Genomic DNA, 13815 nt, shown 5'->3' with positions numbered 1-13815 from the left:
GGACTTTGTTTACCAGATTAGACAAAATTTTCGCCAGTTTTCACAAACTGGTAATTGAACTATCCCGATTTTTATAGAACTACATATTCAGGAAATAAACGCATTTAATCGTTTAATTCACTGGACTTTTATGCAACAGGCTACAATGCCTGAAGGAAGCTGTCCTTCTGGTAGGCTGGTAGGCTGGTAGCTAGGTTTCAATGGCTATTTGCTAGATACGTATTGCGTTCCAAGCGCTGCTCAACGCTATGTAACTAATTAGTGGGGTCAATCTGCCCAGATTGGTAAAAGATCTGGCTGCGACGGCGCCTAAAAGCAGGTCCGTAAAGCTTACATTGCTAACCTTCCCGTTAGCAATGTTTAGCGCGTTTTGTTACCTTCACTGCATGTAAACCGATGATCATCAGCGTCAAGTGCTTCTGAAACTGCCCTATATCGACCCTGTCGACTTTGCCAGCGCATTGACTGGCGAATATGGCTTTACGTCGCAGGAGGTGTGGAATGCCCATCAGATCAACCTGCCCGAGGTAAGCGGCGTAGGCTCGTTGCTCCTGTTCGTTCGTAAGGATATTCATTTCTTTCGGGGCAAATGGACTTTCAAAAACCCAACTGCCTTTCTCTCGCCTGATGAAGTCGGAAAAAATAATGTGATCGACCTGCGGATCAGTTCGGATGGCATTATTGATTCGGCAGCTCTGAAGGGACAGGATAAATTTCAGTATGATATTACCGACGTTGACGGAATGCGCCTGTTTATTCCGGAGCGCTACCTGCCGGGAGACCGACGGAAGATCGCCGCTACCCTGGATTATTTTTGCCTTAATCCCCATGTGAGTGAGCTATTCAGGCAGCTTTTTTATATCGACTACGAGGCGCTGGGTAACTCTATTCTGGTCGAGAGTAAGATGCTGGAGTTCCTTCACCTGTTCGTCGACTTTCTGAAGAAAGTAGATAACCGTGTTGCCTACGGCGAGCTATCGCAGCGCCAGCTTGCCTGCCTTAAAATGGCCAAGGAGCTCATCGATCAGCAGACACCTGCTACCGTTTCGATCAACGAACTGAGCCGGAAACTTGGCATCAACGAATGTGATCTCAAGAGTGGCTTCCGGAAACTGTTCGGCTTGCCGATTCATCAATACGTAATAAAGACCCGGCTCGAACGAGCACGTGAGCTGATCATTCATACCGATACGCCTATTCAGCACATCTGCGATCAGGTGGGGTACACAAACCGAGGCCACTTTGCCCAGCTTTATCTGAAAGTGTACGGGGTCACCCCGCTCAACGACCGGCAACGCGCCATCCGGTCCGTGACCCGATAGCCTTTCGTAAGGGTGCGGGCTTATATTCCTATTTCGTATCAAATTATTTCTATTCCGATCGGTAGCCCTGCCTACAGGTTGCGATCATTGTTCCCGCATGCACTTTCTAACCCGGACGCCGGAATGCCAAGGCGGACGGAACGGACCTTTGCCAACATGGCACTGGCCGGAGTGTGTATGCCGCCACGACGGGAACAAGCAACCCACCAAACCGAGACGAATGGATCAAAACACGTACCTCACCGACACCCCGGCCCGTTACCGGCTGAACGTTCTTACGCTGCTAACGCCTTCGGCGAGCTATTGGCTGGTCATGCTTGCCACATTGACGCTAATCGGTTGCGGCACGGGCAAAACGGCCATCGGACGTTATAACCAGCAGAAAATCAATGACGTTGCTTACGGGTCGCATCCCCGCAATGTCATGGATGTGTACTTGCCGGCCAACCGGACCGCGCAAACCCCGTTCGCGATCCTGATTCACGGCGGAGCCTGGGTCAAAGCGGGCAAAGAATACGTGCGCGACATTCAGGATACGTTGCTCAACCACGGTATTGCCGTTGCCAGCATCAACCACCGCTACGCCGACACCACCGCTATTCATTACCCGCAGATGGTGGCCGATGTCGATCAGGCAATGGCGTATTGCCGTAAGCATGCTGCCGAGTGGCACACCCGCCCCGACGGGTTTGTGTTGATCGGGGCTAGTTCTGGCGGGCACCTGGCCCTGCTAACCGCCTAAACCACCTCCAACACTATCAAGGCGGTGGTGGACTTTTCGGGGCCCACTGATTTTACGGATACCACGCTGCTGAACTATGCCGCAAAGGTGGGCCTGATCGAGGTCGTTCAGATGATGACCGGTAAACGCTATGTCAACGGCAACGTACCTGACCCGGCGTATGGCCTGGCCAGCCCGATAACGCACGTCAAGCCCATTCCGACCCTGCTCGTGCACGGGACAACGGACGTGGTGGTCCCATACGCGCAGTCCGAGGTCCTGGACCGCAAGCTTACCGCCCTGGGCATCGAACACAAGCTGCTGACCATCCCGAACGCAGGCCACGATCTCAACATGAACGATAGCAAAACCCGGTCGCTGGTGCTGGGCACGGCCGTCGACTGGGTGTTACGCTTCGGGAGATAACCAACCAACTGCCGCCAGATGGCGAGTCAGCCCCGCTTTGTTTACCCATCAATTCCTGCCACTATGAATGTTAACTATTTACTAGTCAGGCCAACACGTTGGCTGCTGATGCTGGTTTGTGTCTGGTCGGTCAGCACGGCGTTTGCCCAGACAAAAACGATTACCGGCAATATCTTGGGTGCAGACGGGAGCGCATTGCCCGGGGCTAACGTCGGCATAAAAGTGGCCAACCGGTTTACCACGACCGACGGCAATGGCGCTTTTACGCTCACTGGCGTGCCCAACGAAGCGGTTACGCTGGTGGCCTCCTACGTGGGCTACATGACCCAGGACGTAAGGGTTGCGGCCGGCCAGACCAACGTGCGGATTGTATTGACCAGAGACGAGCGCGTGCTGGATGAGATCGTGGTGACGGGCGTATTCGACGAGCGGAAACGGATGGATGCCTCCATTGCCATCACCACCCTTAGCAGCCGACAGATCGAGTTGCAGGTGCCCAACAGCGCGCCGGATTTGCTCAGAAACGTACCCGGCGTGTATGTGAACTCGTCGGTGGGCGAAATTCGGAACAGCGTATCGTCGCGCGGCATCACGATCGGGTCCACCGATGGCAGCTTTGGCTACGAGTACGTATCCATGCAGGAAGATGGCCTGCCCGTGACCAACACCACCTACTTCAGCTACGGTCCCGACTTTTTTCTGCGGGCCGATGCCACGCTGGGCCGGCTGGACGCTGTACGCGGCGGGCCCGCGTCTGTGGCGGCTGCCAACGCGCCGGGCGGTATCTTCAACTACGTGTCGAAAACCGGAGGTAATGCGTTTGCGGGCGAGGTGCGCCTGAAATACGGCCTGCTGGGCGACGGGCAGAACAGCCTCGGTCGGATCGACGGCGACCTGGGTGGGCCGCTGGGCCGCAACTGGTTCTACAACATCGGGGGCTTTTACCGGTACGATCAGGGCGCGCGGTATCCGGGCTACCCGATGAACGTCGGGGGGCAGGTGAAGGCAAACCTTGAGAAGAAATATGCCCGTGGTAACCTGAAGATTTTCCTGAAATACCTCGATGATAAAAATGGATTCGCGCAGCCAATGCTGACGAAGGGCTACGAAACCCCCGAACTGGCCCCCGGCTTCAACAGCAGCGCCACCAACTTTCCGGACGCCTTCAGCTATTCGGGGCAGGACCTGGTGAACGGGGGGCGCTATTCGTTCGATTCGCGGAATCAGGTGAAGAGCAAGTACAAGTCGGTTGCCTTCACCTGGGATCACGACCTGGGCAACAACTGGAGTTTCAGCAACGCGACGAAATATTCCGATAACGCGGTGCTCTACAACACGCTGGGCGGGGTCATTCCGTCGTCGATCACGGACCTGGTTCCTTATTTCTTTCTGGGTGGTTTCGGGGCTGGCCTGCCCGGATCGTTTACCTACCGCAGCCTGAAAACGGGCGAAACCCTCGCCAACGTAGCCGTTACCGGCGGCGTACCGAAGGTTACGTCGAGCCAGTTGCCGGGGCAGGACGTGCTGCCAAATTCGGTGCTGCTCATCCCGCTGAGCTTCTACGACAACACGGTAAACGAATTGCTGGAGCGGTTTTCCATCAAAAAGAAAACCGCCACGATGAGCTTCAATCTGGGTGGTTACTACGGCTATTCAAACGCGCACCGGTATTCGGGCGGCGATATTGCGCTGGCTACGATCGAGAACCACCCGCAACTGCTTTCGCTGAGCTTTACGGGCGTACCGCTCTACGGCGTGAGCAACGGCGTGCCGATCACGGGGCCATCGGGGACCTACCAGATAACCAATCCGGTTGGGGTTGGCCAGGGCACGGGGAATCTGGGCGCTTACATCTCATTCAACGCGACCCAGAACCAGGGAGCGTTGTTTTTCGGCCACACCTGGAACCTGAGCGACAAATGGACGTTCGACTGGGGTGCCCGCTACGAACGGGTGAACATCAAGGGCTACAACGTCAGGCCAAACCTGGTTGGCTCGCCGCTATCGGGCGGAACGGACGGCAACCCGCTGACGACCTTCGACAACAACCGACTCGATACGCTGGGTACGTACCGCTTCGACTACACCATCAACACCCTCTCGTACTCGGCTGCCTTAAACTATAAACTCAACGACAACCTGGCCATCTACGGGCGTTATTCGCAGGGGAAGAAGGCCCCCGACCTCGACTTCTATTTCACGCTCAACACGCCGCAAAACCTGAAGCTGTACCGGCCACAAGTACGTAGTACGGAGCAGATCGAGTTTGGGCTGAAGGCCGGATTCGGTAAATCCAACCTGTTCGTTACGCCGTTCTGGAGCGTGCTGAGCGGCGTGCCGGTTGGGCAGATCTTTCAGGATACCAACGGGTCGTACTACTTCCCGCCCCGAACCTACGCCAAATACCGAACCGCCGGGGTCGAGATTGAAACGAACGTATACCTGAATCCCCACTTGAGCGTGCGCGGGGTGGCCACGTTCCAGAAATCGCTGCTCGATGAGTATACGGTGTGGGTGGCCAATGCCAACGGCCCCGCCGATGACACGCAGCTATCGTATTCCGGCAACGAAGCCGACAACAGCCCGCGCGCGATGCTGAACATCACTCCGACCTATACCGCCAATAAATTCTATACCTTTCTGACCTGGTCGTATCTGGGGGCGCGGCAGGCCAATGCGGCCAACGTGTTTAAGCTACCGGCGTTCTCGCAGTTTGACTTCAGCGCGGGCTACACGGTTTCCAAGTCGTTTCAGCTTGCCTTGAACATCAACAACCTGTTCAATACCTACGGGGTGATGACGTTTCAACGGCCCGGCAGCTTGGCCCAGGTGCTGGGGGGTAATGCCAGCTTCTCGAAAAAAGAGTACGATGCGGCCGTAGCCGCCAATACGCCCTATTCGACCGTTGGGATACAGCCCCGGGCGTACTACCTGACCGCTACCGTTAAGTTCTGATCGGCCTGCCCCGGGCGGCTACGCGTGTGGTGGCCCGGGGCAGGCGGATTAACCCTGTTTTAGACAAAAATGGCGATCATGAAAACAGTCTGGAAATACGTAAAATGGCTGCTTATTGCCCTGGCCGTCGCGCTTATCGTCGGGGCGGGGTACGTCTACTTCATATATCTGGCCAAGCCGGCCCGTATCAATGACATGGCGGAGGTAAAAGACCCGCAGTGGCGGACGGTCGATCTGGGCGGCCGGTCGTTGTGCAGCGATGGGTCTCCCTATTTTATCTTCGTCAGGAAGGGCGCGTCGGACAACCTCATCATCCATTTTTCGGGCGGGGGCGCCTGTTGGGACGATACGACCTGTTCGGCACCCATCACCCTGCTGGGCGCGCTGACGCAGGGCGACGCGAAAGACCTGAAAGCGTTCTACTACCCCAAGACGCTGGACTTCTTCGACCGCTTCCTCAACGGCGTTTTCGACCGGCAGGCGCCAAAAAATCCCTTCAAAGACTGGAGCGTCGTGTTTATTCCCTACTGCACGGGCGATTTCCACGTGGGTGACAAAACGACCCGCTACAACGTGGGCGGCACGGAAACGGAAGTGCATCACAATGGCCGCGACAACACCCTGAACGCCCTGGCCTGGGTGTTTGACAACTTCAGGAGCCCCAAAAAAATACTTGTGTCGGGCGAAAGTGCGGGTGGGTTTGCATCGGCCTACTGGGCACCTTACGTAGCCAACCAGTATAAGGGCGACGAGAGAATTTATCAGCTTTCCGACTGTTCGCAGCTAACGTCGGCCCGCTGGCCTGCCATTCTGAATTCGGTCTGGAATAGCAAACCGGAGGCGCTATTGGGGTTTAGGGTCGAGAACGACGCCTACGCCGATGCGTTGCTTAACCGGACCGACTCCCTCCGCAAGCCCATCAGGCACCTGAACAGCAACACGCTGTACGACGGGGTGCTGCCCCGGTTCTCGGCGGTGCTGCATCACCAGTCGACCGACAACAAGGCGTACATCTATGACTGGTCTAAGGGCATGCGAACGTCGGTCAAAAAGCTCGCTGCCGCCAACATCGATTACCAGTTTTTCCTGACCGACTGCCGCTACGATCCCCAAAAAGTGTCGACACCGCACACGCTGATGGGCTCCGATATAAGCCTTTACGCGTGCAAATCCGACGGGCTGACGTATATGGACTGGCTTCGGAAGAATGTGATCGACGACACGCCGGTCTCCGTCGGGGGGGCGTTGCTGGATAAGCCCAATCCGAACTAGATGGAACCGCAACGTACCTGGTCGGGTCGCCACGCCCTGAAAAAATTGCTCATAGTAGCTGCGCTGCTTGTGCTGATCGGCATGTCGCTGGTTGGGCTCGTGCTGCTGTTCGGAACCTTCACCAACTGGCCCATGTACCTGGGCGCTTACGCGGGGCTTCTGGAATCGCATTATTCCGTGCTGATTTTTGGTGCCTTCCTGCTGCTGCTGGTACTGGCTTATCTGTTGCACCGGGCGCAACGTACCCGGCTCACCAACTATGTTTTCATCGGCGTTACGTCCCTGTTTTTGTGGCAATGTGTCGTGTTGGCCGTTCTGTATGGCTGTGCGTGGTCAAATGCGCTCCCGCTTTCCTTTACCAGGGCACTGACGATCAATTTCGGCGAAAAGAGCCCACACCAGACCATCCCGTACCTGACGCTGGATGGCAACGAGTACCTGCTCGATGTCTACCGCCCGGCCGACTCCAGTCGGCGTTCCATTCCGGTCGTGCAGGTGCACGGGGGCGGTTTTGTGGCGGGTTCCCGCACCATGGACCCGCACCACCGCTGGTTTACCGACAGGGGACTGACAGTGTTCGACGTGGACTACCCGCTGGGCACCGACAGCGTGCAGACCTGGGCCACTGCGCCCCGGGCGGTGGCCACTGCCCTGAGTTTCGTTAAGGCGAATGCGGCGAACTTCAACCTCGATACCACGCAACTCCTCCTGTGTGGTGGCTCGGCGGGTGGGGGCCTGGTGATGCAGGTTGGCTACGGGCTTGGGGTTGGCCGGGTGCAATCGTTTTCGGCACCGACCCCGAACGTACCCACCGCCATCATCGCCATCTACCCGCCCGTGGACATGACGGGCCTGTGGAATCAGACGTCGGATGCGCTTGATATGACCTCAAACGCAAAACGGTACATTGGCGGCTCACCGACCGAGTTCCCGGAGCGATACGCCAGCCTCGACATCATCAATATGGCCCGCCGCGACCTGCCCCGGACGTTGATCATTACGGGAGCCAGAGACCACGTGGTGCCGGTGGCGGGGAGCCATAAACTGGTCCGACGATTGCAGGCGTTGAAAGCGCCCATCACGTACCTGGAAATTCCTTTCGGGGAACATTATTTCGACGGCAATGCCAATAGCCTGAGCGGTCAGCTCAAATGGCAGGCTATGGACCAGTTTCTCCGGCAGATAGGCCTCATACGTCGCTGAGGTAGCGATCAGTAGCCTATTAAAGACCAGCGAGGGGCCAACGGATAGCAAGGCTGGCGTCCCGCAGCGTTGGCAGTCGGCGCGGCTTCGCCCAGATGCCGGTTTTCACGCTCAACGGCTCCGGTCGTTTCGGTGGCATGGCGGCATGGGTATGGGCCGTTTGCTAGGTACGTGTTATGTTCGGGGCTTATTACGCTTCGCAACGATGATCGACGCTACCGTACTTATCATTCCCGGTTTGGGCAATTCGGGCCCGCAACATTGGCAAACACGCTGGGAAGCGCGCTTTCCTGTCTTTCAACGCGTCGACCAGCAGGATTGGGAGACCCCCGTCCGGCACGATTGGGTCGAACAGATCGACCGGGCTGTGATGGCGTACGACCCGGCCAGGGTGATCCTGGTGGGGCACAGCCTCGCCTGCACCACCATCGCCTACTGGGCCGATACCCACAACAGGCGTATCAAGGGTGCGCTACTGGTGGCCCCCAGTGATACCGAAGCGGCCACGTACCCACCCGGCACTACGGGCTTTGCGCCGATGAAGCTGATTCGGTTGCTGTTTCCTTCCATCGTCGTCGCCAGTACAGACGATTATTACGTGACGCTGGACCGGGCCACGGCGTTCGCGAAGGCCTGGGGTAGCGAGTTGGTCAACATCGGAGCAGCGGGTCACATCAACGCCACCTCGAACCTCGGCGATTGGGAAGCGGGTCTGGCGCTGCTCGCCCGGCTGGATGGCCGTACTGGCGGCTAGCCCCCTCTGCCAACTCACTGGCCGACCGGCTGGCGGTTGGCCGTCAACACCAGCCAGAGCAGGCAGGCTCCGGCGATCGTGGCGACAAACAGTCCAATCGTTGGGGCTGTGACGTAACGCTGGGCATGACCCGACACGAACGCGCCGATAACATCCGACAGGTTGATCAGCGCCATGTAGGTCGTGAATTGCGAACCCTCAACGTCAGGTCGGCAGAGTGCCATCAGGATTGGGATGGCGGCTACGCTCAGGCTGGGGTCCATCATATTCCAGCAAACGGCGCCGAGCGAGGCTACCGTCGGATTGGTCCAATAAGGGGCAAGCAGGTTGATTGCCAGCAGGTACGTTACGTGAAACCCGACGATGTAGGGCAGGAGGCGTTTGGCGCCGACACGGTCGGCCAGCCAGCCACCGAGCAGAATTACGACGACCACAATGGCCACGCCGTAGCTGCCCGTCAGACCCGACAGTTCTGTATCGCGCCAGCCCAATTGCTGAATCAGGTGCACGTTGTAGGCGCGGATGAAGGCGTTCTGGCACGAATACACCAGCAGAATGGGCACGAACCAGCGCAGGCTTTCCCGCGAGCTCAATCCCCGGAACAACTCCCTGAAGAGCCAGCCGATGCTGTGCTGATGTTGCTGATGCGCCCGAACGGCGGCCGCTGGCAGGGCTTGGCCGGGGAAGAGGGCATCGGTGGCTTTTTCACGAATGAAAAAAGTGAGCACCGTCAGCGTCAGCAGAAACGCCGATTGGGTCAGCACGGCCGTGTGGAAACCCGCGTGCCGCAGCACGTAGGCCAGCCCTGCCGCCCCCATCCCCGTCCCGACCAGAAAACCGCCCCGCATGAAGGCATTGATGCGACCGCGCTCATCTTCGGGAATGGTCGAAATGGCCATGGCATCCACGCTCGCATCCTGCACCGACGCCACGGCGCTGTGGATGAAAAAGGCGATACCCAGCAGCGTGACGTTGCCGACGGGATCGTCGACAACCAGCATACCCAGCGATGCGATCACGGCCAGACTCTGCGCTGCCAGCACCCAGGGCCGCCGCCGCCCCAGCCGCGACCCCTGAAACTTATCGATGAACGGCCCCCAGACAAACTGAAACGTCCAGGGGAGGCCCTGCATGGCCACGAACGTACCGATCCGGTCGGAGCGGAGCCCCTCGGCTGCAAGGTAGTTGGCGAGTGCGGTGGTGGCAAAGCCAGCCGGCACGCCCTGCATCACGTAGAGGTAAAAAAAGGCAACAAAACGCAGCGGCTTGTTCTGACTCAGAACGAGCGTTGGCCGGCTGGGCGGAGTCGACGAAAAAGTCGTCGAAAGCGGATTTTCCATGTTACTGGAAAGCTACAGGTTGGATCGCCATAGTCTGTCCCGTCCGGTAAAATGTTAGGGCCGTCCGTAAATTGGGCGGGTTAGCTGCCAGCCTTTGTTTTTGTTCATATAACCGTGTCGTATCCTGCCAAACAACCGTACATTTAGCCTGCGAACGGGGCGGTTAATCGTGAGGTAACGAAGAAACAGGCTGTGTAGTTGGTAAAGGATCGGATACACAATGCAGACGGAGTCAACCGGGCAGATATACGCGTCTTTGTGGGGAAATGGCGAGATGGCTCGCCTCATGCGGCAAAAGGAGTGGTCGCAGTCGCGGATGGGTACGCCCGACACCTGGCCGCAGAGTTTACGCACGGCCCTCAGCATACTGATGCGTTCGCGCTTCCCGATGTTCATTTTCTGGGGACCCGATCTGATCTGTTTCTATAATGATGCCTACCGCCCCAGCCTGGGTAACAACGGCAAACACCCCTCGGCGCTGGGCGAACCGGGTGAACAGGTCTGGCCCGAAATCTGGGGCATCATCAAACCACTGATCGATCAGATTATGGCGGGTGGCGACGCTACCTGGAGCGAAGATCAGCTGATTCCGATCTACCGCAACGGACAACTCGAAGACGTGTACTGGACGTTTAGTTACAGCCCGATTGGCGATGAAGCGGGGCAGATCAGCGGTGTGTTCGTTACCTGCATGGAAACTACGAAGGTAGTGCAAGACCAGCAGCGCATGGCGGAAAACAGCATTCGGCTCAATCTGGCGCTCGAGGCCTCTAAGCTGGGGGTGTGGGAAGTCGATCTGGTTCGGAATAAGAGCATTCGCTCGTTACGGCACGATGAGATCTTTGGCTACACCCGCCCGCAAACGGCCTGGGAGAAAGATGAGTTTTACAGCCACATTCCCGTGAGCGACCATGCCCGCGTGGAGGCGGCCTTTATGTACGCGTTTCGCGAAGGAATGCTCAATGTGCAAACGCCGATCATCAAGGCAGATGGCTCGATGGCCTGGGTCGACATACGCGGGCAGACGCTCTTCGACGAGACCGGGCAGGCCGTTCGGCTGCTGGGCACCATTGCCGACATTACCGAACAGCAACGCGCCGCTGAGAATCTGGAATCCCTGGTGGCCGAGCGGACGGAGTCGCTGCGGCAGGCCAATCAGGCACTCGAACGCTCGAACCTCGACCTGATGCAGTTTGCGTCGGTAGCCAGCCATGACCTGAAAGAACCCCTGCGCAAGGTGCAGACCTTCGGCACCCGCCTGACCGACCTGATCGCCGACCGCCTGACGGCAACGGAAGCCGACCTGTTTCAGCGGATGATCAGCGCCACGGGCCGGATGCAAACGCTGGTCAACGATGTGTTGCAACTGTCGCAGCTATCCGACCAGACGATCCGCTTCGAGCCGGTGCCGCTCAACGGCATCATCGACCAGATTCGCGACGACCTGGAACTGGTTATGCTGGAGCAGCAGGCGACTCTGACGGCTACAGACCTGCCTGCCGTGTGGGGTGCCGCCGGTCAGATGCACCAGCTCTTTCTGAACCTGATCGGGAATGCCATCAAGTTTCAGGCGGGGCACCGGCCCGTCATTACCGTATCAGTCGTGGCGGCGTCGGCTGTGCCACATCGGCAACTGCCGCCCGATCAGTACGCCGTCATTGCCGTGAGCGATAACGGCATTGGCTTCGATACCAAACACAAAGACCGCATCTTCGGAATGTTTCAGCGCCTGCATAACCGGGGTCAATATGCCGGCACCGGCATCGGGCTGACCATCGTCAAGAAGATTGTGGACAACCACAAGGGCTTTATCGACGTGCAGAGTGAACCCGGCGCCGGCACTACGTTCTGGATCGCGCTGCCGCTACAGGCACTCGCCTGATCGCGTCATTTGCGGCTCACGAACCGGTTGCCCTGTATGTAATAGCGGTAGGGGAGGTCGACTCCCTGCGTAATCCCAATCCGCGTCGTCGTAACCATGTCGAAGTCGGTCAGCACGCGGGGTCGGATGTAAATGGGGCCGGTTACCAGCGACGAGCCATTGTGTTCGGTTCGGCTGATTCCCAGCGAAATAACCAGCTTGCCCGGGCCATTGCACAGGTTTCGGAAGCCGTCGGCCGTGCTGCTATCGATGGTGTTCTGGCGGTAGCGGGCAAACCCGGTCTTAAAAGCTTCGTTGCGGCGCAGGGTCATCAGGTCGATGCCTTCGGTGGGTTGCAGGGCCCGAATCAGCACCGCCTCGCCCACGCCCTTCGGTCCCGTCACCACGTTGATGCAGTTGTAATGATTGTAAATCTGATAAACATACAACGTACCGGCGGGGCCAAACATGGCGGCGTTGCGCTTGGTTTCGCGGCGATAGGCGTGGCAGGCGGGGTCACCGGTCACGTAGCCTTCCGTTTCGACGATGATGCCTGCCGACGGGCCTTCGGGCGAGTCGTGGACGAATTCGCAGCCCAATAGCTGTTGCGACAGCGTGAGTGTGTCGTGGTCTTCGTAGTAGGCGAGGGGCAGTCTGTCGGGCATGGTTGGCTGGTTGGGGCGTTGCGCCGGGTACGTTGGTTGGTGCGTTTCCGTGCGTTGCGCGCACGGTCTAATTTCCTACCTTCAACCCTATGAAAGCACTATTGTTCTGCCTGCTGCTCGCGCCGTTTGTGGCGTCGGCCCAGCGCCATGGCTCGACCCCGCCCCTGACCAACCGCCGGGGTACGTTGAGCGTATCGGCTATCTCACGGGGTGTTTACCAGTACGTGCTCACCGACCTGACGACCAACGCCAGGTACGTACCCACCAACCTGACCGACTCGCTGAAGCAGGAAGCCCTGGCCTATACATCGGCTAAACAGGCCCCGCTGCCGGTTGTTTTTTCGGGCGTTGTTGGCTCGAAAAGCAGTTCGATTTACAAACCCGGCCCTACCGACGTACCCAGCGCCACGGATAAAGCCAAGTCGGTACGACTAACGGCCATACGGAAAGAATAAGCGTTTCGGCCTAACTTGGGCAACCGTTTGCCGATGGCCGTGGGCCCGATGAACCGGCAGCGGATGTTCTCATGACAGCACTCATTACCGGCGCCTCGTCGGGTATTGGCTGGGCTACTGCCGAGGCCTTTGCCCGCCTGGGATACCGCCTGATTCTTTGCGGCCGCCGGGCCGATAAACTGGCCGAACTAACGGCTTCACTGGGCGATCAGGTTGAGACGTATTCGCTCACGTTCGACGTTCGCGACAGCCAGGCCGTTGCCGCCGCCATTGCCTCGTTGCCCGACGCCTGGCAGGCCATTGATATTCTGGTGAACAACGCGGGAAATGCCCACGGGCTATCGGCCATTCAAGACGGCGATCTGGCCGATTGGGACGCCATGATCGACGGCAACGTGCAGGGCGTTCTGTATGTATCGAAAGCGGTCATGCCGGGCATGGTGGCGCGCCAGCGGGGGCATATTGTCAACCTCAGCAGCATCGCCGGCAAGCAAACCTACGCCAACGGGGCCGTTTACTGCGCCAGCAAAGCCGCTGTTGAAGCGTTAAGCACGGGCATGCGCCTCGACCTGACGCAGCACGGCATCAAAGTGACCAACATTGCGCCCGGTGCTGTCGAAACCGACTTTTCGGTGGTCCGCTTCAAGGGCGATACCAGCCGGGCTTCGCAGGTATACGCGGGTTTCGACCCGTTGCAGGCCGCCGACATTGCCGATACGATCGTTTACGCCGTTACGGCTCCGGCTCACGTAACCATCGCTGACATCACCATTCTGGCCGCCGCTCAGGCCGCCGCCACAACGATTTATCGAACGTAGCGGCGCAAGGGATTGCGTCTCTA

Annotated in this window: 10 protein-coding genes and 1 pseudogene; 9 read left to right on the top strand and 2 right to left on the bottom strand. The window is 58.3% G+C overall.

The features are described 5' to 3' along the window. Positions 1–413 precede the first annotated feature (413 nt). From FAES_RS23250 to FAES_RS23220, 6 genes and pseudogenes are all read left to right on the top strand, one after another. Positions 414–1322: a helix-turn-helix domain-containing protein gene (locus FAES_RS23250; RefSeq protein WP_015333641.1), complete on the top strand. Its 909-nt coding sequence runs from the start codon at positions 414–416 to the stop codon at positions 1320–1322. Between the two features lie 97 nt (positions 1323–1419). Next, a pseudogene (locus FAES_RS30805) lies at positions 1420–2469 on the top strand (prolyl oligopeptidase family serine peptidase). A gap of 63 nt (positions 2470–2532) precedes the next feature. Next, positions 2533–5424: a TonB-dependent receptor domain-containing protein gene (locus FAES_RS23235; RefSeq protein ID WP_158408808.1), complete on the top strand. Its 2892-nt coding sequence runs from the start codon at positions 2533–2535 to the stop codon at positions 5422–5424. Between the two features lie 78 nt (positions 5425–5502). Continuing rightward, entirely contained in the window at positions 5503–6696 is a 1194-nt protein-coding gene (locus FAES_RS23230) for a pectin acetylesterase-family hydrolase (protein WP_158408807.1), read from the top strand. Further along, positions 6697–7899, top strand: coding sequence for an alpha/beta hydrolase (locus FAES_RS23225; RefSeq protein ID WP_015333636.1), 1203 nt, complete (start codon positions 6697–6699; stop codon positions 7897–7899). It abuts the gene before it with no gap. Between the two features lie 205 nt (positions 7900–8104). Next, a complete protein-coding gene (locus FAES_RS23220; RefSeq protein WP_041259391.1) occupies positions 8105–8653 on the top strand; it encodes an RBBP9/YdeN family alpha/beta hydrolase in 549 nt (182 codons plus the stop codon). A gap of 14 nt (positions 8654–8667) precedes the next feature. On the opposite strand, the gene FAES_RS23215 is transcribed toward FAES_RS23220, so the two are convergent. Beyond that, positions 8668–9993 (bottom strand): MFS transporter, encoded by a 1326-nt coding sequence (locus tag FAES_RS23215; RefSeq protein WP_015333634.1) that lies wholly within the window; start codon positions 9991–9993, stop codon positions 8668–8670. A gap of 220 nt (positions 9994–10213) precedes the next feature. On the opposite strand from FAES_RS23215, the gene FAES_RS29290 reads away from it, so the two are divergent. Then, positions 10214–11875: a sensor histidine kinase gene (locus tag FAES_RS29290; RefSeq protein ID WP_015333633.1), complete on the top strand. Its 1662-nt coding sequence runs from the start codon at positions 10214–10216 to the stop codon at positions 11873–11875. Positions 11876–11880: 5 nt separating this feature from the next. Here FAES_RS29290 and FAES_RS23205 read toward each other — a convergent pair whose 3' ends face one another. Then, on the bottom strand, positions 11881–12519 hold the full coding sequence (locus FAES_RS23205) for a DNA-3-methyladenine glycosylase (RefSeq protein ID WP_015333632.1): 639 nt from the start codon (positions 12517–12519) through the stop codon (positions 11881–11883). A gap of 89 nt (positions 12520–12608) precedes the next feature. Between FAES_RS23205 and FAES_RS23200 the strand changes: the two genes are divergently transcribed. Together FAES_RS23200 and FAES_RS23195 are read left to right on the top strand one after the other, a co-directional pair. Beyond that, entirely contained in the window at positions 12609–12974 is a 366-nt protein-coding gene (locus FAES_RS23200; RefSeq protein WP_015333631.1) for a hypothetical protein, read from the top strand. 71 nt (positions 12975–13045) lie between these two features. Further along, a complete protein-coding gene (locus tag FAES_RS23195) occupies positions 13046–13792 on the top strand; it encodes an SDR family NAD(P)-dependent oxidoreductase (protein ID WP_015333630.1) in 747 nt (248 codons plus the stop codon). The last annotated feature ends 23 nt before the right edge of the window (positions 13793–13815 follow it).

Source organism: Fibrella aestuarina BUZ 2 (genome assembly GCF_000331105.1).
Classification (GTDB): Bacteria; Bacteroidota; Bacteroidia; order Cytophagales; family Spirosomataceae; genus Fibrella; species Fibrella aestuarina.
This window is presented reverse-complemented; position numbering and strand designations above follow the sequence as displayed.

Bases quoted from the DNA above. Each gene is read 5' to 3' on its own strand.
- FAES_RS23205 (WP_015333632.1), bottom strand. From the start codon at position 12,519: ATGCCCGACAGACTGCCCCTCGCCTACTACGAAGACCACGACACACTC.
- FAES_RS23235 (WP_158408808.1), top strand. From the start codon at position 2,533: ATGAATGTTAACTATTTACTAGTCAGGCCAACACGTTGGCTGCTGATG.
- FAES_RS29290 (WP_015333633.1), top strand. From the start codon at position 10,214: ATGCAGACGGAGTCAACCGGGCAGATATACGCGTCTTTGTGGGGAAAT.
- FAES_RS23200 (WP_015333631.1), top strand. From the start codon at position 12,609: ATGAAAGCACTATTGTTCTGCCTGCTGCTCGCGCCGTTTGTGGCGTCG.
- FAES_RS23220 (WP_041259391.1), top strand. From the start codon at position 8,105: ATGATCGACGCTACCGTACTTATCATTCCCGGTTTGGGCAATTCGGGC.
- FAES_RS23225 (WP_015333636.1), top strand. From the start codon at position 6,697: ATGGAACCGCAACGTACCTGGTCGGGTCGCCACGCCCTGAAAAAATTG.
- FAES_RS23215 (WP_015333634.1), bottom strand. From the start codon at position 9,993: ATGGAAAATCCGCTTTCGACGACTTTTTCGTCGACTCCGCCCAGCCGG.
- FAES_RS23230 (WP_158408807.1), top strand. From the start codon at position 5,503: ATGAAAACAGTCTGGAAATACGTAAAATGGCTGCTTATTGCCCTGGCC.
- FAES_RS23195 (WP_015333630.1), top strand. From the start codon at position 13,046: ATGACAGCACTCATTACCGGCGCCTCGTCGGGTATTGGCTGGGCTACT.